The 23,443-nt window shown below is 66.8% G+C and carries 21 protein-coding genes and 3 pseudogenes; 14 read left to right on the top strand and 10 right to left on the bottom strand.

Features of this window, described 5'->3' with window-relative positions:
* Window positions 1-172: 172 nt before the first annotated feature.
* Window positions 173-499 (top strand): hypothetical protein, encoded by a 327-nt coding sequence (locus OG293_RS04195; RefSeq protein ID WP_405997396.1) that lies wholly within the window; start codon window positions 173-175, stop codon window positions 497-499.
* Between the two features lie 156 nt (window positions 500-655).
* The gene (locus tag OG293_RS04190; protein ID WP_405997395.1) at window positions 656-1,717 is read left to right on the top strand and encodes a DUF6745 domain-containing protein; all 1,062 of its coding nucleotides are present in this window, start codon (window positions 656-658) and stop codon (window positions 1,715-1,717) included.
* A 67-nt stretch (window positions 1,718-1,784) separates the two neighbouring features.
* Here OG293_RS04190 and OG293_RS04185 read toward each other — a convergent pair whose 3' ends face one another.
* From OG293_RS04185 to OG293_RS04170, 4 genes are all read right to left on the bottom strand, one after another.
* Window positions 1,785-2,660, bottom strand: coding sequence for a carbohydrate kinase family protein (locus OG293_RS04185; RefSeq protein ID WP_406003495.1), 876 nt, complete (start codon window positions 2,658-2,660; stop codon window positions 1,785-1,787).
* A gap of 131 nt (window positions 2,661-2,791) precedes the next feature.
* Window positions 2,792-3,412, bottom strand: a complete 621-nt coding sequence (locus OG293_RS04180) for a TetR/AcrR family transcriptional regulator (RefSeq protein ID WP_405997394.1) — start codon at window positions 3,410-3,412, stop codon at window positions 2,792-2,794.
* A gap of 97 nt (window positions 3,413-3,509) precedes the next feature.
* Entirely contained in the window at window positions 3,510-4,691 is a 1,182-nt protein-coding gene (locus tag OG293_RS04175) for a Glu/Leu/Phe/Val dehydrogenase dimerization domain-containing protein (RefSeq protein ID WP_405997393.1), read from the bottom strand.
* On the bottom strand, window positions 4,688-6,481 hold the full coding sequence (locus OG293_RS04170) for a thiamine pyrophosphate-dependent enzyme (protein ID WP_405997392.1): 1,794 nt from the start codon (window positions 6,479-6,481) through the stop codon (window positions 4,688-4,690). Before OG293_RS04170 ends, OG293_RS04175 begins: the two co-directional genes overlap by 4 nt.
* A gap of 391 nt (window positions 6,482-6,872) precedes the next feature.
* Between OG293_RS04170 and OG293_RS04165 the strand changes: the two genes are divergently transcribed.
* Together OG293_RS04165 and OG293_RS04160 are read left to right on the top strand one after the other, a co-directional pair.
* Entirely contained in the window at window positions 6,873-7,313 is a 441-nt protein-coding gene (locus OG293_RS04165) for a PPOX class F420-dependent oxidoreductase (protein ID WP_405997391.1), read from the top strand.
* Window positions 7,314-7,410: 97 nt separating this feature from the next.
* Window positions 7,411-8,646: an MBL fold metallo-hydrolase gene (locus OG293_RS04160; protein ID WP_405997390.1), complete on the top strand. Its 1,236-nt coding sequence runs from the start codon at window positions 7,411-7,413 to the stop codon at window positions 8,644-8,646.
* A gap of 304 nt (window positions 8,647-8,950) precedes the next feature.
* Here the strand turns inward: OG293_RS04160 and OG293_RS04155 are convergent, their stop codons facing one another.
* Window positions 8,951-9,157, bottom strand: a complete 207-nt coding sequence (locus OG293_RS04155) for a DUF397 domain-containing protein (protein ID WP_405997389.1) — start codon at window positions 9,155-9,157, stop codon at window positions 8,951-8,953.
* Complete coding sequence (locus tag OG293_RS04150) at window positions 9,154-9,507, bottom strand: Scr1 family TA system antitoxin-like transcriptional regulator (RefSeq protein WP_406003494.1); 354 nt, start codon at window positions 9,505-9,507, stop codon at window positions 9,154-9,156. Before OG293_RS04150 ends, OG293_RS04155 begins: the two co-directional genes overlap by 4 nt.
* A gap of 468 nt (window positions 9,508-9,975) precedes the next feature.
* Here OG293_RS04150 and OG293_RS04145 point away from each other — a divergent pair, with 468 nt between their 5' ends.
* From OG293_RS04145 to OG293_RS04115, 7 genes and pseudogenes are all read left to right on the top strand, one after another.
* The gene (locus tag OG293_RS04145) at window positions 9,976-10,203 is read left to right on the top strand and encodes a hypothetical protein (RefSeq protein WP_405997388.1); all 228 of its coding nucleotides are present in this window, start codon (window positions 9,976-9,978) and stop codon (window positions 10,201-10,203) included.
* Window positions 10,204-11,012: 809 nt separating this feature from the next.
* Window positions 11,013-11,714: an SPASM domain-containing protein gene (locus tag OG293_RS04140; protein ID WP_405997387.1), complete on the top strand. Its 702-nt coding sequence runs from the start codon at window positions 11,013-11,015 to the stop codon at window positions 11,712-11,714.
* Window positions 11,715-12,036: 322 nt separating this feature from the next.
* Window positions 12,037-13,014, top strand: a complete 978-nt coding sequence (locus OG293_RS04135; protein ID WP_331752170.1) for a transposase family protein — start codon at window positions 12,037-12,039, stop codon at window positions 13,012-13,014.
* Between the two features lie 125 nt (window positions 13,015-13,139).
* A complete protein-coding gene (locus OG293_RS04130) occupies window positions 13,140-13,622 on the top strand; it encodes a hypothetical protein (protein WP_405997386.1) in 483 nt (160 codons plus the stop codon).
* Window positions 13,619-13,966 (top strand): hypothetical protein, encoded by a 348-nt coding sequence (locus OG293_RS04125; protein ID WP_405997385.1) that lies wholly within the window; start codon window positions 13,619-13,621, stop codon window positions 13,964-13,966. The genes OG293_RS04130 and OG293_RS04125 overlap by 4 nt, the downstream gene beginning before the upstream one ends.
* Before the next feature lie 628 nt (window positions 13,967-14,594).
* A pseudogene (locus OG293_RS04120) lies at window positions 14,595-15,568 on the top strand (IS5 family transposase).
* Between the two features lie 93 nt (window positions 15,569-15,661).
* Window positions 15,662-15,910: a DUF397 domain-containing protein gene (locus tag OG293_RS04115; protein WP_405997384.1), complete on the top strand. Its 249-nt coding sequence runs from the start codon at window positions 15,662-15,664 to the stop codon at window positions 15,908-15,910.
* A 120-nt stretch (window positions 15,911-16,030) separates the two neighbouring features.
* Here OG293_RS04115 and OG293_RS04110 read toward each other — a convergent pair whose 3' ends face one another.
* On the bottom strand, window positions 16,031-16,612 hold the full coding sequence (locus tag OG293_RS04110) for a VanZ family protein (protein WP_405997383.1): 582 nt from the start codon (window positions 16,610-16,612) through the stop codon (window positions 16,031-16,033).
* 1,311 nt (window positions 16,613-17,923) lie between these two features.
* Here OG293_RS04110 and OG293_RS04105 point away from each other — a divergent pair.
* Window positions 17,924-18,355 (top strand): hypothetical protein, encoded by a 432-nt coding sequence (locus OG293_RS04105; protein ID WP_405997382.1) that lies wholly within the window; start codon window positions 17,924-17,926, stop codon window positions 18,353-18,355.
* A 1,020-nt stretch (window positions 18,356-19,375) separates the two neighbouring features.
* On the opposite strand, the gene OG293_RS04100 is transcribed toward OG293_RS04105, so the two are convergent.
* On the bottom strand, window positions 19,376-20,944 hold the full coding sequence (locus OG293_RS04100; protein WP_405997381.1) for a recombinase family protein: 1,569 nt from the start codon (window positions 20,942-20,944) through the stop codon (window positions 19,376-19,378).
* A 140-nt stretch (window positions 20,945-21,084) separates the two neighbouring features.
* On the opposite strand from OG293_RS04100, the pseudogene OG293_RS04095 reads away from it, so the two are divergent.
* Window positions 21,085-21,417 (top strand): annotated as a pseudogene (locus OG293_RS04095) (MBL fold metallo-hydrolase); the annotation flags it as partial.
* A 40-nt stretch (window positions 21,418-21,457) separates the two neighbouring features.
* Here OG293_RS04095 and OG293_RS04090 read toward each other — a convergent pair.
* Together OG293_RS04090 and OG293_RS04085 are read right to left on the bottom strand one after the other, a co-directional pair.
* On the bottom strand, window positions 21,458-21,799 hold the full coding sequence (locus OG293_RS04090) for a hypothetical protein (RefSeq protein ID WP_405997380.1): 342 nt from the start codon (window positions 21,797-21,799) through the stop codon (window positions 21,458-21,460).
* Window positions 21,796-22,134 (bottom strand): hypothetical protein, encoded by a 339-nt coding sequence (locus tag OG293_RS04085; protein WP_405997379.1) that lies wholly within the window; start codon window positions 22,132-22,134, stop codon window positions 21,796-21,798. The genes OG293_RS04090 and OG293_RS04085 overlap by 4 nt, the downstream gene beginning before the upstream one ends.
* A 100-nt stretch (window positions 22,135-22,234) precedes the next feature.
* Between OG293_RS04085 and OG293_RS04080 the strand changes: the two are divergent.
* A pseudogene (locus tag OG293_RS04080) lies at window positions 22,235-23,289 on the top strand (IS30 family transposase); the annotation flags it as partial.
* Between the last annotated feature and the right edge of the window lie 154 nt (window positions 23,290-23,443).

Genomic DNA, 23,443 nt, shown 5'->3' with positions numbered 1-23,443 from the left:
GGCGGTGCGATCGAGAAGGCATGTAGTGCTGACGAGCAGAGTTCTACCAAGCCCCACTGACACAGACCGTCGCGGGGCCGCGTACGGATCGTCCGAACGGCGTTGTCAGACCCTCCCGTTAGCGTCGTTCTCAGCTTCGGTGCACTCGGCGCCGGGCGTGGAGGGGAGAGCCATGTACCGGCAGGGAGACGTGCTCATCGTGCCCGTCGCGGAGGAAGCCGTGCCGTCGCACATCGCGGACACACCCGGCGAGGCGAGGGATGCGCGTGGGCGGCTGGTGCTCGCGCTCGGCGAGGTGACGGGCCACGCCCACGCGGTGACCGGACCGGGCCGACTGGTCCGCGAGCCCGGACCGTTCGGCCCGATGGTTCTCCAACTGCCGGAAGGCGGCCGGGTGGTGCACGAGGAGCATGCGGCGATCACGCTCCCGAAGGGCTGGTACCGCGTGGTGCGACAGCGCCAGTACCTGCCGGGCGCGGTACGCATCGTCGCGGACTGAGCGACAGCTCGAGCCACCGGCGCACCCATACGCGGCCGATGGCGGCGGAGGGATGACAGTCGGCGGAGCCGCGGTCGACAGAACGACCAACGACACGGCAACAGAGCGACACGGCAACAGAGCGACAAGGCCGGACAACAGGGGACGGGGAAGAACATGAGCTACGTGGACAAGTGGCGGGCCGTCGTGGCGGCAACCGGCCTGGCGGACCGGGCGGCCGCCGAAGAGGGGCTGAGACTCGCCTACCGCACCGCCGGCCTTGCCGAGCCGGAGCGGGTCATCTGGGCGGACTCGCCCCTCGCGGGCGTGATCGCGGTCCGTGACCTCGACGGCGCCGGGCGCTCGGTCCGCGACGAGGTGCGCACCCGGCCCTGGGCCGAGGAGCGCCGGCGCATCCACGACGCGTTGGGACCCGCGGGCTGGACACAGCTGTGGAGCGAGACGGGCGCGCGGCTCTGGGACGGCACCCGAGCGCTCGCCGATCGCATACGGGCCGGGATCGTGGAGGAACTGGCCGCAGCACAGCAGCCGGGGCGGGCGTCGGCCGACACCCCCGCGGCACGGACCGGTCCCGCCGCGACGCGGGCCGCCGGTACAGAGATCCGTCTGCTGCTCCTCGACGCCGTGCTCGGACAGCACGACGCTGCGTGGCTGGCCGCCTTCGACGGGCGCAGCGAGCGCCTGGAGGGCCTGGCCCGAGTCGCCTCCCAGGCCGGCTGGTGGTGGCCGTTCGAGAAGGCGGTGGTGATCTGCGAGCGCCCGGCCGAGCTCCACCGCGACGAAGCGGGCCGCCTCGACAGCGGCGATGGCCCCGCGCTTGCGTCCCCCGACGGCTTCGCGCTTCACGCATGGCGCGGAATGCCCGTGCCCGCCGCCTTCCTCGACGAGCTGTCCTCGCTCACACCCCCGCGCATACGCACCGAGGAGAACGCGGAACTGCGCCGCGTGATGCTTGAGTACTACGGCTACGACCGCTACTTGGCCGAGTCGGGAGCCCAGCCCGTGCACAGCGACGAGACCGGCACGCTGTGGCGGATCGCACTCGACGCCGACGAGGACGTGGCGATGGTCGAAGTGCTCAACTCCACTCCGGAGCCGGACGGCACCCACCGCACGTACTGGCTGCGGGTGCCGCCGACGACCGGGACCGCGAGGGAGGGCGTCGCCTGGACGTTCGGCCTGGCGGGCGAGGCGTACGAACCCCTGCTACAGACATGATCCGGCCGGATCGGGTGCGGCCCGGTGGCCCGGCAGGCCGGGGCCGAGCCCGGCGGCCCCGGTCCGGTCAGACCTGGGCCGCGAGAATCTCCGCCTGGCCGATCAGCTCCGTACTGCCCTCGCCCGTGCACGCGCGTGCTCCCGCCAGCGCTCCGAGCCGAGCGCACTCCTGGAGATCACGACCGGCCAGCCGCCCGTAGAGGAAGCCGCAGACGTAGGCGTCGCCCGCGCCGTTCGAGTCGACCACGGGAGCGGGGGGCACCGAGGCGGGCACGGGGCGCGGGGTGCTGGAGTCGCGGGTCAGGAGATACGAGCCTCCCGCACCGGCCGTCGCGATCACCGCCTCGGCCCGTCCCTCGCGCAGGATCTCCCGCATCACCGACGCTATCCGCTCGCCGGCCCCCGCGGCGCTCAGGAAGACCAGGTCCGAGCGGAGTGCGAACTCCCGGTGGTGGTCGTCCAGTCCGTCCCAGTCGTGCAGATCGGTGGAGACAGGGACTCCCAGTGCCTCGATGTCATCGTAGAGGAACCGCGCGAAGTTCACGATCGAGAGATGGACGTGCCGGGCACGGCGCAGATGGGGGAGATAGACATCGCGAGGCATGCGCAACTCCGCTGGATCGCGGGCGTCGTAGAAGGACATCCGGCGGCCCGAGGGATCCACGAGATTGACCGCGCGCCGGGTGCCGGCCGGGGAGATGAGCGTTTCGAAAGCCACCCCGCCGGCCGCCAGCCGGTCCTGGACCTGGCGGCCGGGCCAGTCGTCGCCGATGAAGTCCAGGAAGGTGACGTCAAGTCCCAGGGCGCGGCAGCCAAGGGCCACATTGCCGCCGGTGTGGCCCGGCCATTCGCGGATCGGGCCGACGCCCACGGAGTCCACGAGCGGTACGGGCAGGGAATCGACGCGGACGACGGTGTCGACACCGCTGCCGCCAACGATCAGCACCCCCCGCTTGTCGTGAGGGACATGATCTGTCTGCTGGTATTGCGACTGTTGAGACACAGTTGCCCAGTATGGGTGTCCCGGCGGCCCGGGGGCGGGCGTTCAGCGGATCAAGGTCGAATCAGGGGCGATCAGTGGGCGGCGGTGGTGAGCGCCTCGCGCTCCACGCCCAGTTCGCGGGCGAGCGCTTCGTCGGTCCACTCCAGCATCGCGGCGCGCGACAGCGACCCGGCGTACGAGGTCATCTGTACGGCGAGCCCGTCCAGGAACGCCGTGAGCCGCCAGGCCGTTGCCGCCGGGTCCTCGCACGAGAACTCCCCGGCAGCCGCGCCCTCCGCGATGACCTCGGTCAGTGCGGCCTTCCACTGCTGGTCGAGATCGCGCGCCACATCGCGCAGGGCCGGGTCGCGCAGCGCCGCCCCCCAGCCCTCGATCCACAGCCGCCAGCCCTTGGCCGTGCCCGTCGGCGCGTACCAGCGGACCGCCGAGCGCAGTCGGCGCAGTGCCGAGGTGCGGCGGCCCAGCAGCTTGCGCAGATGTGCGAGATCGCCGTCGGCGGCATGGGCGAAGGCCGCAGCGACGAGCTTCTCCTTGGTGGAGAAGTGGTAGAGGACCAAGGCGTTGCTCACCCCGAGCGCGGAGGCGACATCGGCGATCCGTACGGCCGCCACCCCGTGCTCCTCGATCTGCTCGACGGCAGCGCCGAGGAGCAGATCGCGTCGTTCCGCGACGTTCAACCGGACTCTGGCCACGCCGTCACCCTACACAGCCGATCTTGTACGGGGTGTGGTCTGCCGGAGGTCAGACCCGTCGACCCCGGTTTCCCGGCAGCGCCCCGTGCAGGGCGCGTCACCGGTACTGGCCGAATCGTGCGGCGATGACCGGCAGCCGGTCATCGACGATCGCGTGGGCGGCGGCTCGCGGGGTGATTCCGTCCGCCTCCGCCCGCGCCAGCATGTGAGCGGTCAGCGCCCGCATCGAACGTCGGGTGTGCGCGAAGGCTTCGTCCGCGTCGGCGCCGATGTCACCGAACAGGGTCCACCACCACCAGGCGTTCGTACCCGAGTTGACGACGACGTCCGGCAGCACCGTGATGCCGCGCCGCGCGAGCATCTCCTCGGCATCCGGCAGCACCGGCATGTTCGCGGCCTCGACGATCCAACGGGCCGTGATCTGCGCCTGGTTGGCGGTGTCGACGGCGAACGAGACCGCCGCGGGCACCAGCACATCGGCGTCCACCGAAAGCCAGGCGTCGCCCGGCAGTTCCAGATCGTCGGGGCGCAGCGCCGTACGGTCGACCGTGCCGTACGCGTCGCGCGCGGCCAGCAGCGCGTCGATGTCCAGGCCTTCGGCGTTGGCCACCGTGCCCTTGACGTCGGCGACAGCGACGATGTTGAGCCCGGCGCGGGACAGGAACCGGGCGGTCCCCCCGCCCATGGTGCCGAGCCCCTGGACCGAGACGCGGGCGCCTTCGTGCGCCGTACCCGCACGGTCGAGCGCGGCAAGCACCGACTCGGCGACTCCGCAGCCGCCGACCAACTCGGCGAGGCCGATGCCGTCGACCTCGACGGCGAACGCGTCGGCCAGCCGCTTCCGCGCCGCTGCCTCGTCGTCGAGCAAGGGATAGACGGCCTGGATGGAGGAGACGAGCCCGGCCTCGGCTGCGGCCCGGTCGACGACCTCCTGGGTGAGGCCGAGGTCCTCCCCGGTGGTCCACATCGTCTCGACGTACGGGCGCACGGCGCGCAGATAGCGAACGAGGATTCCGTACGCCCGGGGGTCCTGAGGATCGCAGTCGATGCCGCCCTTCGCGCCGCCGAGCGGGATGTACCGGCCGTCGGGGTTGTAGTGCAGGGCCTCCTTCATCGTCATCCCGCGGGCCAGCCCGGCCACCTCTTCCAGCGTGCAGCCCTCGCGCATCCGCAGCCCGCCGCTGCAGACCCCGCGCACCAGCCGGTCGACGACCAGATGGCCCCGGCGGCCGGTGACATGGTCGGTCCAGCTGAGCGACAACAGGGGAGCGGTGGTCATCGGGGGGTCTCCTCGGGAACGGTGATCACGGTGGGGCCGGGGGTGGCCAGTGCCCGGGTGAGGGCGGTCGCGAGCGCGCCGGGGGTGGTGGCGTGCTCGCCGTGTCCGCCGTAGGCCCGGGCGAGGGCGGGCAGATCGACCGGAGCGAGATCGACCGCCTCGGGGACGTCTCCGCGTGCGGTCATCTCGTCGCGGATCTCTCCGTAGCCGCCGTTGTCGAACACCACGACGGGCAACGGCAGTCCGAGCTGAGCGGCGGTGGCGAGCTCCTGCACGGAGAACTGGAGCCCGCCGTCCCCGCTGAGCGCGATCACCTGACGGTCCGGGCAGGCGGTCCTGGCGCCGATGGCGGCGGGCAGGGCGTAGCCGAGCGTGCCGAAGCCGGTGGGGTGCAGATAGCGGGCGTCGGGCCCGATGGTGAGGTGTGGGAGAGCGCCGTAGTAGCAGCACTGGGCGCTGTCGGAGGTGATGACGGCGTCGTCGTCGATCACGCTACGGATCGCCCGGAGGTAAGGGAGCCAGCGCGCGTCCCGTTCCCTGGTCTCGGCGTCCCGTGCGCCGCGGACCTCGGCGGCCTGCGCGGCAGCGCGAGTGGCCCGTTCCCTGCCGTCCGCCGCGGCGGCGAGCCGGAGGCCGGCGGAGGGGACGCTCCCTGCGCGGTTGGCCGTTCCGTCGTCGGCGCCGGCCCCGGCGTCCCGTACGAGCCGCAGGTCGACTCCCCCGGTCGCACCGGTTCCGGTGCCCCGCGCACGACTGAGCGGGGTGACCGGGGTGCCGTCGGTGCCGGCTTCCCCCGTCACGGCGTCGCGGTATGCGGCGAGCAGCGCGCCGACCGCCTGCTGGGCGCGGCCCACCAGGGCGATGTCCGCGGGTACCGCGCCGTACATGTGCGCAGGGTCGAGGTCGATGCGCACCAGCGTCCCGCCGAGCCGGGGCGGTGCCGACCAGAAGTCCGACTCGGCCAGCTCGGTACCCACGGCCAGCACCACATCGCGGTCCGTCAGCCACTTCTGCACGGCCGGACTGTGCAGCGCGACGCCCAGGGCCAGCGGATGGTGCTCGTCCACGATCCCCTTGCCGTTGGCGGTGGTGACGACGGGTGCGCTCAACTCCTCCGCGAGGGCGACCAGGTCGTGCGCCGCCTCGCGTGCCCCGCCGCCGAGGACGAGCGCGGGACGGCAGGCGGAGCGCAGCACGTCGGCGGCCTGACGCAGCTCGGTGGCGTCGGGTGCCGACGATCCGGCGGGCGGGGCGCCGCGGACCTCGCCCGCCGCCTCCGCGGCCTCCAGCAGGTCGAGCGGAATCTCTATGTGCACGGGCCGCGGGCGCCCGGTGGAGAAGAGCGTGAAAGCCCGGGCGAGTGCCGCGCCGATCTCGTCGACACTCGACACCCGGTGGCTGAAGGCCGCCACGCCCCGCAGCGCCTCGGTCTGGCTGCGCATCTCGTGGAGCAGCCCGGTCGACTGACGCGGGTGGCGCAGCGGCATGCCCGGGGAGATGACGAGCAGCGGCACGCTGTCGGAGTACGCCTGGCCGACCGCGGCCGCGATGTTCAGGAGTGCGGGGCCGGTGGTGGTGATCGCGATGCCGGGCCGGCCGGTGACCCGGGCGTACGCGTCGGCCGCGTAACCCGCGCCCTGCTCGTGGCGGGGCGCCACATGGGCGATTCCGTAGGCGGTGAGATGCCGGTACAGCTCCAGATTGTGCGTGCCGGGAATCCCGAAGGCCTGGGTCACGCCGTGCGCGGCCAGCGCCCGTACGGCGGCTTCGCCGCCCGTCACAGGGGCCATGGTCACACGCTCCTCGAAATGATCAGCCCCATGATGTCCGGGGTGCCGTCCTCGACCTCCTCCAGCTTGGCGCGAAGCATCCAGCGGAGTGGCGCGGCAGGACGTTCGGACATGGTGCCTCCCGGCACGGACGACAAGGGGAGTAACTGAATAGTGAGTCAGTATCTGGAGGCGCGGGGGCCCCTGTCAACATGATCGTCGGCATCGGGGCGGGCGGCAGTTCCGGCTGCCGGAGGGCCTTCGGAAACCCCGGAGGGGTCTTCAGGAACACCCGGACGAGGACGGGCTTGCTTCAGGAACACCCGGACGAGGACGGGCTTGCTTCAGGAACACCCGGACGAGGACGGGCTTGCTTCAGGAACACCCGGACGAGGACGGGCGTTGCCTGGTCATGACGGAAACCGACGCGCAGCAGGACGCACTGCTCAAACTGGTCGCCGACTCGGGCGGAGGCGTCCTGGCCACCCTCAAACGGGACGGGAGGCCCCAGCTCTCCAATGTGAACCACTTCTACTACCCCAACGAGCGGATCATCCGGGTGTCCCTCACGGACGGCCGGGCCAAGACGGCGAATCTGCGCCGGGACCCCCGCGCGTCGTACCACGTGACCAGCCCCGACCGCTGGGCCTGGACCGTCGCCGAGGGCACCGCCGAGCTCTCGCCGGTAGCCGCAGACCCGCACGACGACACCGTCGAGGAACTGATCGCGCTCTACCGCGACATCCAGGGCGAGCACCCTGACTGGGACGACTACCGCAGCGCCATGGTCCGCGACCGCCGCCTCGTGCTCAGGCTGCGCGTCGAACGGGCCTACGGTCAGCCGCGCGGCTGAGCCGGTCAAGGCGGGGTGCGCCGCGGGCGGATCTCCCTCCCGCGCTGTCGTACCTCCCGCACATAATGAAGAGACCCCACCGACACCAGGAGGTGCCGTGACCGGTGCAGGTTCCCCTCACTCGCTGAGATCCCGGCTGCGCTCGCTGAGGCCCGCCGCGTTCGGCGCCGATCCGTCCGGAGAGAGGTGGGAGCGGATCCAGCGCTCTCCGAACTTCGCCGACGGGGTCTTCCAGAACCCGGTGGGAGCCAGGACCCGGCCGTCCGGTGGCTCCATGATCGAATTTGCCAAGATCTACTTCCGCAAGGAGGCCCGGGCCCGGCGCTCACCGATCGGCCGCGTGCCCGTGCACCCCACCACCCTCGCCGACCTGGCGAAGCCGCCCGCCACCGGGCTACGGCTGACCTGGATGGGCCACTCCAGCGTCCTGGCCGAGATCGACGGGCGGCGGGTGCTCTTCGACCCGGTCTGGGGCAGCCGCTGCTCGCCCTTCTCCTTCGTCGGACCCAAGCGACTGCACCCCGTACCCGTCCCGCTCGCCTCCCTCGGCCCGGTCGACGTCGTCGTGATCTCCCATGACCACTACGACCACCTCGACCTGCCCACCATCCGCGCCCTGGCCTCGACCGACACCGTCTTCGCGGTGCCGCTCGGCGTCGGCGCGCACCTGGAGCGCTGGGGCGTGTCCCGTGACCGTGTAAGCGAGCTGGACTGGAACGAATCGACCGAGGCGGCCGGCCTCAAGCTGACCGCGACCCCGGCCCGGCACTTCTGCGGGCGCGGCCTGCGCAACCAGCAGCACACCCTCTGGGCGTCCTGGGCCGTCGTCGGCACCGAGCACCGCATCTACCACAGCGGAGACACCGGATACTTCCCGGGCTTCAAGGACATCGGCGCCGAGCACGGCCCCTTCGATGCCACCATGATCCAGATCGGCGCCTACAGCGAGTACTGGCCCAAGAACCACACGGACTATACACCGCTGCCCGGAGGCTGGCCAGACATCCACATGACCCCCGCTCAGGGCGTTCAATCACACCTTGACCTGCAAAAAGGTGAGCCGAGCGGCGTCATGCTTCCGATCCACTGGGGGACCTTCAGCCTCTCACTGCACCCGTGGGCCGAGCCCGGAGAGTGGACTATGGCCGCCGCGAAGGCAGTCGGCCAGGCAGTCGCAGCGGCCGTCCCAGGCCAGCCCTTCGAGCCCGCTGGAGAACTCCCTACACGCCCGTGGTGGCGGGATGTTTCCCTGCCTCTCAGCCGTAACTGGCCCACACCGGAGGCGATCCCGGAGACCCTTCGTGACGACCTCGGCCTTGTTGGCGAGGTCTGATCGTGGACGATCTGAAGCGCGTTGCGGATGGCCTCGCCGCGATGACCGAGGCGGAGCGGAACCAGGTCTTACGGGCCATCGACGGGCCGCCTCGGCAGGTAGTCCAGAAGGCGCAGGAGTACGCACCGATCCCGCGAACACGGCAAGGCTGCCGCCTGCGAATCACAGCGCGGGTGGTGCCTCAAGGGCGGAGCTAGGACGCTTCTGCGCGCTACCCAGGACCGAAAGGCCTAGCCTCTCTCAGACACGACGAGGGCCCTCCCCAGGGGTACGGGGGAGAGCCCTCAGTCCGTAGTGTACGAGGTCAGACTGGCTGCCCCTTGGCGTACTCCACGAAGTGACTCCACTTATCGGCGGAGACGGTGAGGGCCGGGCCCTCGGAGTTCTTGCTGTCGCGGACGGGCACGAGACCCGAGGCGGCAGCGACGGAGGGAGCCCACTCAAGGCAGTTGCCTCCTTCAGGACTGCTGTATGAGGACTTCACCCACTGAAGGGGCGGGTTCGTGTTCACAGTGTCTCCATCTGGTCTTTGATGAGGTCCGCGCTATCCCGTGCTGATAGCGCCTCGCCCGTGAGGTCATCGTAGGCTCGTGCTGCCACACGAACGTGCTCCGGATCCTCAATGATCGAGGCCGTACGGTACGTCTCAACACAGACCATCGTCACGTGATTTGATCCGGTCAGGAAAGACGTGGGGCCATCAATGAGTAGGTGAGCCTCCGCATCTAGCGGAAGGACCTGAATCCGCGTCGTACGGCCCTCGCCGTACGCCAGAAGCGCGGCTAACTGATCTCGCATCACATCGGCTGGTGCAATCCGACGCTTGATCACTGACTCACAGAGGACGGCTCTAACCTCGATCGTTCATGAGTCCCCGTCAGCTTGCTGACGGGGACTCTCCCCAACCCCGGCCGACCAGCACTTTCCCGTCCCTGCAAGCAGCACCATCCCGACCGGAGCCGTGGAACCCGGCGCCCACCCGACGCGACAGCCGGGCCATCAGCCTGGCCACCACCAGCCCGAACAACCGAAACGGCCCGCCGAAGAAACCGACGGACCGTCACGAAAGATCCAGGTTAACTCCTCGGCGAAGAGCTGCCGAGGGCTCATGGAGTCCTCGGAGTTGTGTTCCAAAAGCATTAGATCCCCCATGACCACGTTTCTGGTCGCCCACGACTGACACCGCATCCCCACTGGTCAGAAGCCTTGGCATATGACGGGCTGACCAAACAGCAGGTCGGGACGCAAACCACTGGTCAGGCTACTCGCGTTGGGTCCACGGTGGGACACACACGGTGAAGCACCGGGGTACCGGGGAGAGGCAAACCCATGGCGAGCACGCAGAAGCAACGGACGACAGTCGACAAGGTGAGAGAGGCCGAGACAGTTCGCGACGAGCTGTCAACCTCCCTACGTGCCGTCGGCATAGTGCTGCCGTCGCTCCGGATTGATCCGGCCTCCTGCATGGGGACCGCTCCACCACTGATCGAGCTGAGCCGCTGCAACCTGGAAACCGCCCGCAAGCTGACGGCGGCCCTTGCAGAGAAGGCGGCGTGAGCGTCCACGAGCAAGCCCGGCAGCCCCAAACGTTTGCGCACCAGGCCGGATCGTGGTCCCCCTGCGCTTGTGGGAGAGATGTGTGTCCAGAGGTGAAGGCCCGCCAGGGAGGCAAGACGACGCCCGCGGAGCTGTACCGGCCCAACCTGAACCCGCACTTGGACTGAAGATGGCAAGCACAACCGATACGGCAGGCAGCGTGAGTAACTGCTCCTACTGTGCGCGCAAAAACCGGCAGCTACAGGGGCCGTTCTCATCGGGAATCCCGATCTGGTCCGGGAAATTAACAAGTCCCTCTGTGACCACCTGAGGCGCAGTCACCCCCCGTCGATTGCCGACCAGTGATCGACTTACCAGCAGCCCTCTCGGCTGGTCCCCCCACAACTGACGACCGAAACCACTGGGTCACGGGCATGTGCTGGCTGTACTGCCGCCGCAGAGAGATTCGAGTTCTCTGGATCGGCCCTGTCACTGGTCCGGGCGGTACCGCCCCCCTGTTCGCCTGCGCAACTTGCATCTACGAACTGGCACACATGGTCGAGCAGCACAACGCTCAGCAGTACTCATGCTGAGCGCACAAACGGCAGTCCCTCGCCGGACGGCACCGACGAGGTTCCCCCGACCTCTCCCGGTGAGGGACTGCTCTTCAGACACCCACCCCGGTGGATCTCACACCCTTGGACCGGCTGAGTGCGCCGGGGTGGGGCCACTAACAACGTAGGAGGACAGCACTTCATGACCGCCTTACTGGAAACACCGACCAAGACCGCGCCTAGCGGCGTCACCTTCCTTGAGCTGGAGATCCCACCATGCACCCCGAGTTCGCCGACCTCGTCCACCACGCCCTGGACGCCGGACTCTCCGTCCAGGTCTACAGCAACCTCTACCGGGTCCGGTTCGAACACTGGGCCCTATTCGAGCACCCGCGCTTGAGCCTGGCCACCTCGTATTACAGCGACGAGGCCGCCGACCACGACCCCGTGACCGACCGGAAGGGCTCTCACGCGGCGACCCGCGCGAACATCATCGAGGCCCTACGCCGAAGCATCCACGTGCAGGTGGGCATCGTGGACGTGCACGATGGTCAGCGCGTCGTCCCAGCGCGCGCAGACCTCGAAGCGCTCGGCGTGACCGACATCAACACCGACCGAGTTCGCGGCGTCGGCAACGCGGCGAAGGTCATGATTCCGTCCACGTCGGAACTGTGTGGGAACTGCGCCCGCGGCCGGGCCGCGATCATGCCGGACGGGCAGGTTACCCCGTGCGTACTGGGGCGGTTCCTCCCTGCCGGTGACGTTAAGACTCAGGGCCTCGCGGGCGTGTTCACGTCTCACCGGTGGGCAGAGATCGCGGCAGCGATCCCCCCGCGCCGGGGACCCGGATGCACGCCCGATGAGGACTCGTGCATGCCCTCGCCGGGCGCGACCGAGGCGACAGCAGCGTGTACACCTGCGGACTCAAACGATTGCGACCCGTCCCGCACCCCGGCATGTAACCCCAAGTACAACTAGGAGGAGCCGCCCATGGAATGGAAGACGCACGCGCGACGCCTGGCGGCCGATACCGTCCGGCCCGAATCCCGCTGGTACGAGCCGCTGGCCACCACCCCGAGGCACGTGTTCGTGCCCCGCTGGTGGGAAACAAGGGCGGCCGATGGCATCTGCGGATCGGCACGGACGACCCGGAAGCGTGGATGCAAGCGGCCTACGCCAACGACACGTTGGTGACCCGGGTAGGACCGCTGTACGCAGATAACGCTAACGGCCTTGGGGGAAATAGTGATCGCCCCGGTCGGGCCGTGACATGAGAAGGACCGCACGGGTTGGGTGAGTTGTGAAGCTGACCTGGGCCCGTGCGGTCTGTTCCCATCCTGCCCTGTCCGGTGTCTCCCGCGCACATTTCGGCGAGTTGTTCGCCGAACTCGCCAGGCCGTGGGAAGCGGCCCGCCAGTCCGCGTTGCGTGCGGCACGGGGTGGCCCGCGCCGGCGGGCGGAAGGGGCTGGGCGCAAGCCGAAGCTGGTCTTCTTCGAACGGTTGCTGGTCACCCTGGTCCATCTGCGCCACCAGTTGCCGCACGCGGTCCTCGCCGAACTCTTCGCCGTGGACCGCTCCACCGTCTCCGAGGCCATCCGTGAGGTCCGTCCGCTCCTCGCGGCCCGCGGGTTCGCCGTACCCGACCGGGCGGGACTGCGGCTGAAGACCCTGGAGGACGTCTTCGCCTATGCCGAGGCCGAGGGCGTCGAGCTGCGGATGGACGGGGCCGAGACCCAGGTCCGCCGCCCTCAGGCGGGACGCCCGGGCCGCCGGGCGTTCGTCTCCGGCAAGCGCAGGCAGAACACCATCAAGACCACCACGTTCAGCGACGGCCAGGGCCGCATGCTGCTGTCCGGCGCGGTCCGGCCGGGCCGCATGCACGATCAGACCGCCCTACGCACCGAGGGCATCGCCGAGCAGTTCCGGACCCGTCCCATGGTCAAGGCCCGGGTCGACTCCGGGTACCAGGGGCTGGCCAAGGAGTTCCCCGACCAGGTCAGCGCACCGCCGAAGAAGCCCGCGGACGAGGCGTGCGACGGCGACAAGTACGCCTGGCAGGAGGCCAGGCGCCGCCAGTCCTCGGCCCGGATCTGCGTCGAGCACACCAACGCCGAGCTCCGCCAGTGGGCGCCCCTGCGCCGGTTCACCGGACGGCGCGACACCTACGCCGAGACCCACCTCGCGATCGCCGGCCTCGTCTCCGACCGATCCGCCCAGCGGGCCACCCGCCGACAGGCGAGCACCGAGCTCGTCCTCGTCCGCGACGCTGCCTGCTGATCACCCCCCAGCCGAACCGCCAGGCCAGCACACCCAGATCTCAATTTCCCCCGAGGCCGTAAGCCGGGCACCGTGACAGAGGGCACCCCACGTCATCCTCAACGCTGCCCGTTCTGGTCGTGGACATGTACCGGCACGCGATGATCTCGGACGGCTCGGACGCGTTGGTGACGACCGGTTCCCCGTACGGAACTGCGCTTGCTTGCCAACGTCTCGGCGACAGGCAGGTGACGAGCGTCGATGTGGACCCGCACCTTGTAGAGACCGGAGATGACCGGCTGGAGTCCATCGGACTACACCCTCAGACGGCCGTCTGTGACATCACCGGCCTCCTGCCTGGGGAGTTCGACCGAATCGTGTCGACGGTGTCCGTGCGGCCCGTGCCGGCGTCATGGCCGGCAGCTCTGCGTCCCGGCGGGCGCCTGGTGACCACGCTCGCAGGGACGGGGCTGATCATCACAGCCGACAAGACTGAGGACGGCGGTGCGATCGGCCAGACCTCACAGAACCGGGCGGGTTCATGCGCACGCGGCACGGCGAAGACTACGCGCCACGGCCCACGATGTGCTGTGGGAGAAGGTGAAGGGGGGCAGACGGCGAGGAGGTGACGACGAGCCGGTATCCACTGCTGTATGTGCCGGACGCGTGGGACATCATGTCGCTGCTCGAACTCACGGCGCCGGGCATCGACCACCGCACCGCCACCGATGGGGACACGCGCACCGTGTGGATGCTGCACCCTGACGGCTCGTGGGCCCGCGCCACAGCGACCGGCTTCCTGGATTCACCGACTGTGCACCAGGGTGGCCCACGGCGGCTATGGGAGGAGCTGGAGCGCATCCGGCACCGCCTCAACCGCGAGGGCGGATTGCCTGTGTACGGGGCTCGGGTTCAGATCGACCCGGACGGCGCGCTCACCCTCTCGCGCGGCGGATGGACAGCAACCCTGTGACCTGACTGCCGTCGCCCGACTGAGATGAAGGCATGTTCGTTCGCGGTGTGTATCGCAGAGCTGACTTACAGGATTGAGCAGCAGCTCAGAACCAAAGACTTGGGCGATCTCGTCGCCCCATAGACCCGTGGCCCCTGTCGGATGTCCTTAGCGACCCCCGCGCTCTGATCCCGGTAGGGGCCACGGTCCCAATCTCCTGGACCCGTTAGGGGATGTGCCGTGAGCGCGAACGTGAACCCACACGGCCTGAAAATCGGAAGCGTGGTCTACGACAGCTGTATGGACATGCCCGCAACTGTTGCCGAAATAAATGGGCCGATGTTCTCCCTTGTCCGCCCCACCAAATTTCGGTGGCAGACCCGATGGACAGCCGTGAGACCGGCTACCGAGTACGAGCAGCTCCGGGCCATAGCCCGGCTCCATGCTCAGCGCCTACGGGGCACTAGCCCCGCCTGATCTCCGTCCCTGCCGGGACGTATCCCGCCCCAGGGAACCCCAGCAGGGACGGGCTAGACGCCGACCCGTTCGCCTATGCGCCAAAGCAGGCAGGACTAGGGCGTGTGTGGAGTTGTGATCTCGTGGGTCCCCCGGCTTGGGAGGGTCGGGGCCCTTGGAGTAGAACGGTGGGGTGTCTCGACCTCAACTTTCGGATGCCGAGTGGGAGTTCATCTCTCCGTTTCTGCCGGTCGGTGAGTACGGGCCGTACCCGGAGAACCTGCGGGCACACTTCGAGGGTGTCGTGTGGCGGTTCAGGAACGGCGCGAAATGGCGGGAGTTGCCCGAACGATTCGGGCATTGGTCCACCGTTTACGGCCGGTTTCGGCAGTGGCGGGATGCCGGGGTGTTCACCGCGGTGTTCCAGGGCGCGATCGCCGAGGCGGCGAAGCGGGGCCTGGTGGACTTGTCGCTGGTCAGCGTGGACTCGACCACAGCCCGGGCCCATCATGACGCCGCAGGGATGATCATGAAGCCCGAGACCCTGGACGCGGTGGAGAAGGCCGCCGCGGAAAAAGGGGCACCAGCGAGGAACAAGACGGGCAACTGGACCCGGAGCGGGAAGAACGACGACGCGTGAGGCGTCGCCGCAGGGCCCGGCTCGCCGCTGCTGACCTGGGGCGTTCCCGCGGTGGACTGACCACCAAGACGCACCTTTCCTGTGTGCCGCAATGCTTGCCCCTGTCACTCAAGATCACCGCAGGGCAGGCGGGAGACAGTCCGCAGTTCATCCCCGTCCTGAACAAGATCCGCGTCCCCGGCCCGGCCGGCCGGCCCCGTACCCGGCCCGACGCGGTCGCGGGCGACAAGGCGTACTCGTCCCGCAAGAACCGTTCCCACCTGCGCAAGCGTGGGATCAAGGCGGTCATCCCCGAGAAGAAGGATCAGGCCGCCCATCGCAAGAACCGCGGCTCACGCGGCGGACGGCCCGTCACCTGGGACAAGCAGCTGTACAAGCTCCGCAACAGCGTCGAACGCACCATCAACAAGATCAAGGACTGGCGCGGCCTTGCCGTCCGCTACGACAAAAAGCCTGAAAGCTACCAGGCCGGACTCGAATTATGCGCCGGCCTCCTCTGGATCCGACACCTCGGATCACAGCATTGATCACAACTCCACACACGCCCTAGGGGCGGGCCGGCAGCAAGTACACAACGGCGCGGGGAAGTACCCCGTACCGCGGCAAAGAAGGAGACCGCTATGGCCAAGGCTGTGGCAATCGAAGGATTCAACCCGAAGGCAATGCCCGGCCTTCACTGGGTGAAGTCGTCAGAGTCCACCCCTGGAACTCTGGACGACTGCGTTGGCCTTGCTGAGGCCGCAAACAACATGGTGGCCATCGCGGACACCAAGGACGCGGGGGCTACTCCACTGGTCTTCCGCCGCAGCGAGATCGCGGCTCTGATCGAGGGTGCTAAGGCGGGCAACTTCGACCACCTGACCGTCTAACGACGGTAGCTCAGTAGCACCGTGCGGCCCCCTGCCCCTGCGCAGGGGGCCGCATCCGATGGCCGATCAAAAGCAAGGGAGCAGGGCGGACGTGCCGGGGGAGGAGGTGACGGTCCAGAATTAGAGTTGAACCCCACGGCGATGCTGAGGAGATTTTCCGGCCGCTTTTGATTGCGGTGGAGTGAAATGCTTGGCCAGCGTGTAGAGCAGGGCACCGATAAAAGCTCCTGCGGTATTGACAATCACATCGTCAATGTCAACCACTCGTCCCGCATTCATCATCCACTGCGCAAGCTCGATAATTAGACTTAGTCCGCACCCTGCGATCGCTGCTGTTGAGAGATTGGCTCGCGTGAAAGCAAATCTGAAGCAAATGCCCAGCGGAAGAAACATCGCCGCGTTGGCGACCTGCTGCAAGATGTACATGGATCGCTCCATGTCACCCATTGCCGAATTGTCGAACAAAATTCCTTGGCCCGGGATCACCCACACCGTAGAATCACCCGTGCCGATTCCTTGCGACGGAATGAGTGTTGCCAGGAGGGTGATTCCCAAAAAGATCCCTAGGGGAATCTTCGCGATGCGCGTAACCGACTCATGGCCCTTTTGCTCAAACCTGACAGCTAGCACGCACACAAATTGACATACCAGGATTCCGGCGGTGACGGTGAGTGGATTGACGTAAAGAATAATTTCCCACATACGCATCCCGTAGCTAGCTGGTTGCGGTAGCTGGTTGCGGCCAGCCGAACTCCACTAGCCGCAAAACGTCAGCTTACATCAGTAACACAGCCACTTGGTGATGAAAGTAGCGCTGTCGCCGGACACCATGGTTCCCCGGACACACCAACCAGGATCGGTTGTGAAATACCTCTTCGCCTTGACAAGTCCACCCGACTTGACGGTCCTCGTAGCAAGCCAGTCAATGCCGTAAATCTTACCGCTAGAGTTCTTGAACTGCACGCCAAGTTTAACCTCAATTGATCCCTTCCCGCCGTGCCTCCAATACAATGTCTCAAAGTCGCCCGCGGCGGTAGAGCTCAGTTTGTTGACACAGAGCTGACCATTCGTCAGGTCCCCACAGCCCTTTGGAGTGGCGCTGGCCGCCGGGGCGGCAATTAGCCCTATCCCCATTGCTACGGCAAGGCTAATCAGGAGTGTTAGGAATTTGCGCATTGAATGCGCATTGAATTATTTCCCCCACGCGTCAGTTCTAATCGAGACGCATCGAGCCGATGATTGGTCGTTCGGAACGCTATCACGTGATCATCACTTGCAGTTTCATTCCAAAATGAAACAGATTGTCCAGATGTCGTCTGATTCCAATTGTGCGAATATTTGTTCAATCTAGAACTATTGGCGAGGCTATTGCGCTTGGCTCGAAAGGTGCTGATTCAGAGTTCTGCGAACCTTTCGCTGAGCCGCTCTCCACGCCATGAGGCGCGTGTGCCTTCGTGAGGTCTGTGAGTGCCTCTGGGGCTCCCCGTCGACCTCGTACCAGAGTGAGCCCGATCAGGAGCCTGTCTGAGGCCCCGACGGAGGCCTCCAGCGGAAGCCAGACAGAGAGACGTTCACGGGACCAAGTTCCGTGCGGGGGAAGGGGTTTCACTGGACTGGTCTCGGGACCTGAGGGGCTGTACCGATCCCTGCCCCTCCCAGGTCCTGACGGCCTGGTCCCAGTCGGGACGAGAGGTGTAGGCGGAGTGCGGAGTCAGTGACAGGCGCTCCGTAGACCTCGATGTGTACGAGGTCAGTCCCAGGGAACATGCGTCCTCCGCAGGTTCGAGCCCTGCTGATCAGACCACCACCAGGCCCCCGTGAGGGGCCTTTGTTGTTGTTACCTCAAGGAAGTGATGCAGCGATGCACCAGGACGAGCCCGAGGGCCCACGCCTGAGGGCGGCCGACGAGCCCAACCGTGCTGAGCGGAGCCGGGGTTGGCGTCAGGACGCGCTCTTTGAGCTTGAGGAGCTGGGCGACCTGTACGGCATCGATGCATCTGGGGTGAGGATCCGATGACCCGAGGCCCAGCCCCCAAGGACAACGCCGTACGCCGCAACGCTCACCCGCACGCGCAGCAGCTGCCCGCCGGCACCCAGCCGGGCCGCGAGCTGCCGAAGGCCCTCGGTATCACGACCGGCGGAGCCAAGCGCTTTTGGAAGACCTGGGCTTCTGCCCCTCAGACATCCACTTGGACTGAGACCGACTGGGCTGAGCTGGAGATCACTACCAAGTTGGTGGATGGCCTCTTTCTCGGTGACCTGAAGTTGGCCGGTGAGATCCGGCAGCGAGTTGCCAAGTGGGGCGCAACGGTTGAAGACCGCGCCCGACTCCGAATGACCATCGACAAGGACCCTGAGTCCACGGAAGAGCCTGAGAAGGCTCCTGAGCAGTCTCCCGAAGTGAACATGGACGAAGAGCTTTACAAGCTTCTCAACGGGGGTTAGAGGGGCGGGTGATTGCCTGTGCAGACCGGCAATCTCCCCGCAGGAGTCCCGAAGCCGAATGAGACGCTCGGGTACCAGATCATCCGTTGGGCTCAGAAGTACATTGTCCAGCCTGATGGAGACCGGGCCGGGGAGTCTTGGCAGTTCACTCCGGAACAGCTCCGGTTCGTGTTGTGGTTCTACGCCATCAGTCCCGATGGAACCTGGAAGTTCAGCGCTGCAACCCTCCGCCGTGCAAAGGGATGGGGCAAGACGCCCCTCCTCGCGGCTCTGGCGATCGTTGAGTTCCTAGGCCCTTGCAGGTTTCTCTCACTTCGACGCCTTCGGTCTGCCTGTCGGTAAGTCCGTCCCTCTGCCTGTTGTGCAGATCGGTGCTACTGCGCTCGACCAGACCGATCAGACCCTAGACATGATGCGAGGAATGCTCTCGGAGTCTCCTGCTGAGGCTGAATACGGCCTGGACATCGGTAAGTCGATCGTCCAGTTCAAGAGTGGCAAGCCGGGCTCTGTCAAGCCCAAGGCGACCGCCGGCAGGACCAACGAGGGGAATCGCCCAACCTTTGTCCGGGCCCCAGTGGATTCGTTCTGCTGGGGCCCGGGCGGTGTGTGATTCGCACTCATGGATCCGCGGTATGGGCCGACATCGACGGCCTGACGCGAACAATCCTCTACGACCGTACGACCCCGGACAGCACGTATTGCCGGTTCTTCTTCAACCAAATCGCTGAGTCCTCTGACGGCTGGATGAGTAAGGCCGAGTGGGACTCCCGTTATTGCGAGGATGACCCGATCACGCCGGGCGATCAGATAGCGACTATTCATGCCGTCGACTTCCTTATGGACAGTCAGGATCAGAGAGGGCACCCGGTGAACCTTGCCTTTCACCCCGCTGAGAGGGATCGGGTTGAGTCCGTCTGAATGCTCACGTATACAAAGTCAGCGAGACCGGAGAGCGCATCCTGGTTAAGGTTGTTGAGCGCTAGACGAGAAGGGCCCCGCCTGTAGGCGGGGCCCTTGCTATTAGAGCTTCCTCGCGAAGTAGTCCTCTTTGACCACGAGGCGTTTCCTTACATCATCGGGGATCAACAGTTCCGCGCGATCTTCATGGACAACGAATGTGATGCCTGCCCTGAGTAGATCTTCCTCCATCTGGGCAACTCCTCGCGCGGCCCATTGCTGCTGGTAGGTGACACCCTTTGACTTGTACTCCCAACGATCCTCGGTTGTCTCCGGGGCGATGGTAGCCAGTTCGGCATTGAGATTTTGAAGGGACTCCTGAGCCTGCTTCGTTATGAACCCGGCGTTGTGGTACATGCCGTTGGGAGCCAAGCCGCTCATGTAATGCTTGATCGACTCCTGTAGTTCTGTGACGCGGGCTAGGTTCTCGGCACCACGGCTGTACTGGCGATGTACAACCTCGTAGTCCCCGATCTGTTCCAGCACGGTGTCAGAGAGCGCCGCATAGATGCTGTCACAGTCAGGGTGGGACGGACCTCCGCACGGTGTCTTCGTGTAGGAAGCGCACCGCAGGCTGTGATATACGCGCGTCTCGCCAGATGCGAGTTTCTTCTTGGATGTGTGCTTGTACATGTTCTCGCCACAGACACCACATTTGACGACCTTGAGGAACATAGACTTCTTGTTCCTGCTCCTGTTGCTCCCATGTTTGGCATTGCGTTTGAGCATGTCTTGGATCTCGTTGAACTCGGCGTCCTCGAAGATCGCTGGGGCAACCCTCATCGGCTGGCCTTCCGTGTCGTAGACGACGCGGGAGATCTCCTTCGTCTTGGCCTTGGGGGGCCGGATGGTGCGCACACCCTTGAGAGCGGGATTGTTGAGGATCGACTGAAGGTTTCGTGCATACCACTTACCGCCGTGAGCCGCGGGTAGCTGGGCACGGTTTAGTATCTTCGTGATGTTGTGCAGCGATCGCTTGCGCTTGAGCATGCCGAAGACCCAGCGGAGCACACGAACCTTGTTCGGGTCGTGGACGAGCCTGCGCCCCTCAGGCGTGTCGATGGACTTGTATCCGTAGATCGGCTTCCCGATCACCCATCGTTCGGTTGTACGCGCGTACTTCCACAGGGATTCAAGGCGAACGCCTGTGTTGGCTGCCTCAATGCGAGCCATGCCCGCAATCATGGTGACCATCATTTCGCCATAGGCGCTGTCAAGGTCGATGGGGTCTTTGTCGGCCGCAAGGATCTTTCCGAATTCCTTGCACCATTCGATCATGAGGTGCAGGTCTGAGATTCGGCGGACGAACCGGTCCAACTTCCAAAAGAGGATCTGGTCGAACTCTGGGGCGCGGTTGTTGATCCACTCTCCGAGCTCGGGACGCTTCCACGGCGGAACCTTGGTTGCCGACACGTTCAGGTCTCGGGCAACGCCGACAACTTGACAGCCCCGCATGAGGGCGAAGCGGCGAAGGTCCAGTTCTTGCCGCGCAGGGGAGGTTGTCTCATCCGTGAGGACAGACAGTCGAATGGAGAGGAGGGCTCGGGGGGCATCGGCAGGTAGGGACGCCTCCCGCTTCCGCAAGTCTTCCAGTTCTCGCAGCTCAGTAGTGGACCACTCAACGTCATGCACTTGTGATTCCTATCAATCGGAACAGTAGGGGTGGCCCTGGACAAGTCCTCATAGTTGACGCTCTGTTACCAACGCACTTCGTGTGGGTGTAGACGAACATCCATAGGAGGTACGACCGTTCCAGTATGCAACTCGTGTGGTTCTTGCCCGACATCCATATGACGCTCGCCGAAGGCATGCGCGCCCACCTGGACCTCCAGGGCGGGGAGCCCTCCGGGGTGATGCTGCCGATCCACTGGGGGACCTTCAACCTCGCACCGCATCCGTGGGCCGAGCCCGGTGAGGGCACGGTGGCCGCCGCGGCCGTGGAAGGCGCGCGGGTCGCGCTGCCGCGACCTGGCGAGCCCTTCGAGCCGACCGCCGAGGCCGTTCCGTCCGAGCTGTGGTGGCGTGCGGTGGCGACCGCGCCCGCCCAGGGCTGGGTCGTCACCACCGCAGGCACGGGCAGCCCGGAGGCCGCACCGACCGTCTGATCCCTCGAACGTTCGACCGGCCTCCGCCCACTGCTCCGGGTCAGTTCCCGCAGCCTGGCAATGACGGTGCGGACGTCTCGTGGTCTTCGCGGACGGAGTGGTGGAAGGCGAGGGCGAGTTCGAGGATCGGCTCGGCGACGGTGACACCGGCGAGACGGATCTCGGTGCGCAGCTGTTCGGCACGGTCTTCGATGTCGTGGGTGGTGCCGGCATCGCGGATGAGTTCGGCCGCATGGATGTTCGCGGTGGTCACGCGCAGGGTGAGGCCGGTCAGGAGCTGGTGGGCGAGGTCGATTCCGTCGTCTGCGTGGGTGGGGTCGGTGAAGGCGAGGGTGAAGGCGAGGGTGAAGGCGCGCTGGGCCCTGGGATGTGGCGCGTTCACCGGCGATGCCGTGGTCCTCGGCCTCCCGTCGGGCTGCGGCGTCGGCGGCGCGGTGCATGTGGCCGTGGGGCAATGAACTGCTGGTCGCTGGGTTCGACTTCGGCGACCAGGGCGGCCCCGAGCAGGTCGGGGCCCATCATGCCCCAGTGGGCTCCGTCGCCGGAGAGGTAGGCGGCGGTGAGGATGTCTTCGTACGCGGCGAGCCGGGCCCCGTCGTGCGGTGCCGTGGTGGGGAAGCCGCTGTAGTGCACGTCGAAGCCGGCCGTCACTGCGGCCCGGACGTCGACCCGCTTGCTTGCCCCGGTCACGGTCTGGACGGAGACGAGGGCGCGCATCAGTTTTTCGTCGATAGCGGACCACGCTCAGGTGAACGGCCCCTGACCGAGTTGGCTTGAGTTCTAGTGGTCCTCGCAACACCCCAGCTCAGGGGATGCGATGGATTTCAAGATCCGGGACCGGTCCGTCAATCAGGGGCGCCGTCCCTTGTCCGAGGAAAGGCGCCTCTACCTTCAGCTCATGCAGCAAGGCGTGAGCAATGCGGAGGCATGCCGGATCGTCGGCATTAACGCCCGGACGGGGAAGCGGTGGCGCAACGGCCGCGCCCCGTCCGGCAGAGATGCCGGGGCGCCACCGATCACCACGGTGGCGCCTCCGCCCGGCCCTTCTCGCTATCTGCGCGAGTCCGACCGCATTCACATCGCCGACCGGCTGCGGGAGAAGGCCACAGTCCGGGCGATCGCGGCCGAGCTGGGCCGCAGCCCCTCCACGGTCAGCCGGGAGATCCGCCGCAACCGGCACCCGGCCAGCGGCCATTACCGGCCGTACGCCGCCCAGGCCCGCGCCGACGCCCGCCGGCCCCGCCCCAAGCCGGGGATGATCAGCCGGACCCCGCAACTGTGGAACTTCATCCAGCACCACCTGGACCGGCGATGGAGCCCCGAGCAGATCTGCCAGACTCTGCGGACACTTCCCCGACCGGCCGGAGATGCACGTGGCCCACGAAATGGTCTACCAGGCGCTCTACGTCCAAGGCCGCGGTGAACTGCGGCGCGAACTGGCCCGCGCCCTGCGGTCGGGGCGGGCCACACGGCGGCCCCGCCGTCAGGCACAGCAGCGTCAGCCCCGTTTCTCCACCCCGATGGTCATGATCAGCGAACGTCCAGCCGAGGCTGAGGACCGGGCCGTGCCCGGCCACTGGGAAGGCGACCTGATCATCGGCAAGGACAACGGCTCCGCCATCGGCACCCTGGTCGAACGCGCCACCCGCTACGTGATGCTGCTGCACCTGCCCGACGGCCGCAGCGCCGAACACGTCCGCGACGCCCTGGTGGCAACGGTGAAGACGCTGCCCACACCTCTGGTGCGGTCCCTGACCTGGGACCAGGGCGCGGAGATGGCCGCCCACGGATCCTTCACCGTAACCACCGACATCCCGGTCTACTTCTGCGACCCCGCGCAGTCCGTGGCAGCGCGGCTCCAACGAGAACACCTATTGGTGCAGCCTTGGCGGGCCGGACTTCTTCGACGGGAGAGGTTCGGCGGGACCGTCGGGTGACTCGGAGAACACGTGCCGAAAGGCTTTCCGTTGAGATGTCCACGGCGGTCCACAGGGCGAGAGTCCTGGCCGGGAGTGACTTGATAGAA

Origin of the sequence: Streptomyces sp. NBC_00829 (assembly GCF_045161795.1) — a bacterium.
In the GTDB taxonomy this organism is placed as follows: Bacteria; Actinomycetota; Actinomycetes; order Streptomycetales; family Streptomycetaceae; genus Streptomyces.
This window is presented reverse-complemented; position numbering and strand designations above follow the sequence as displayed.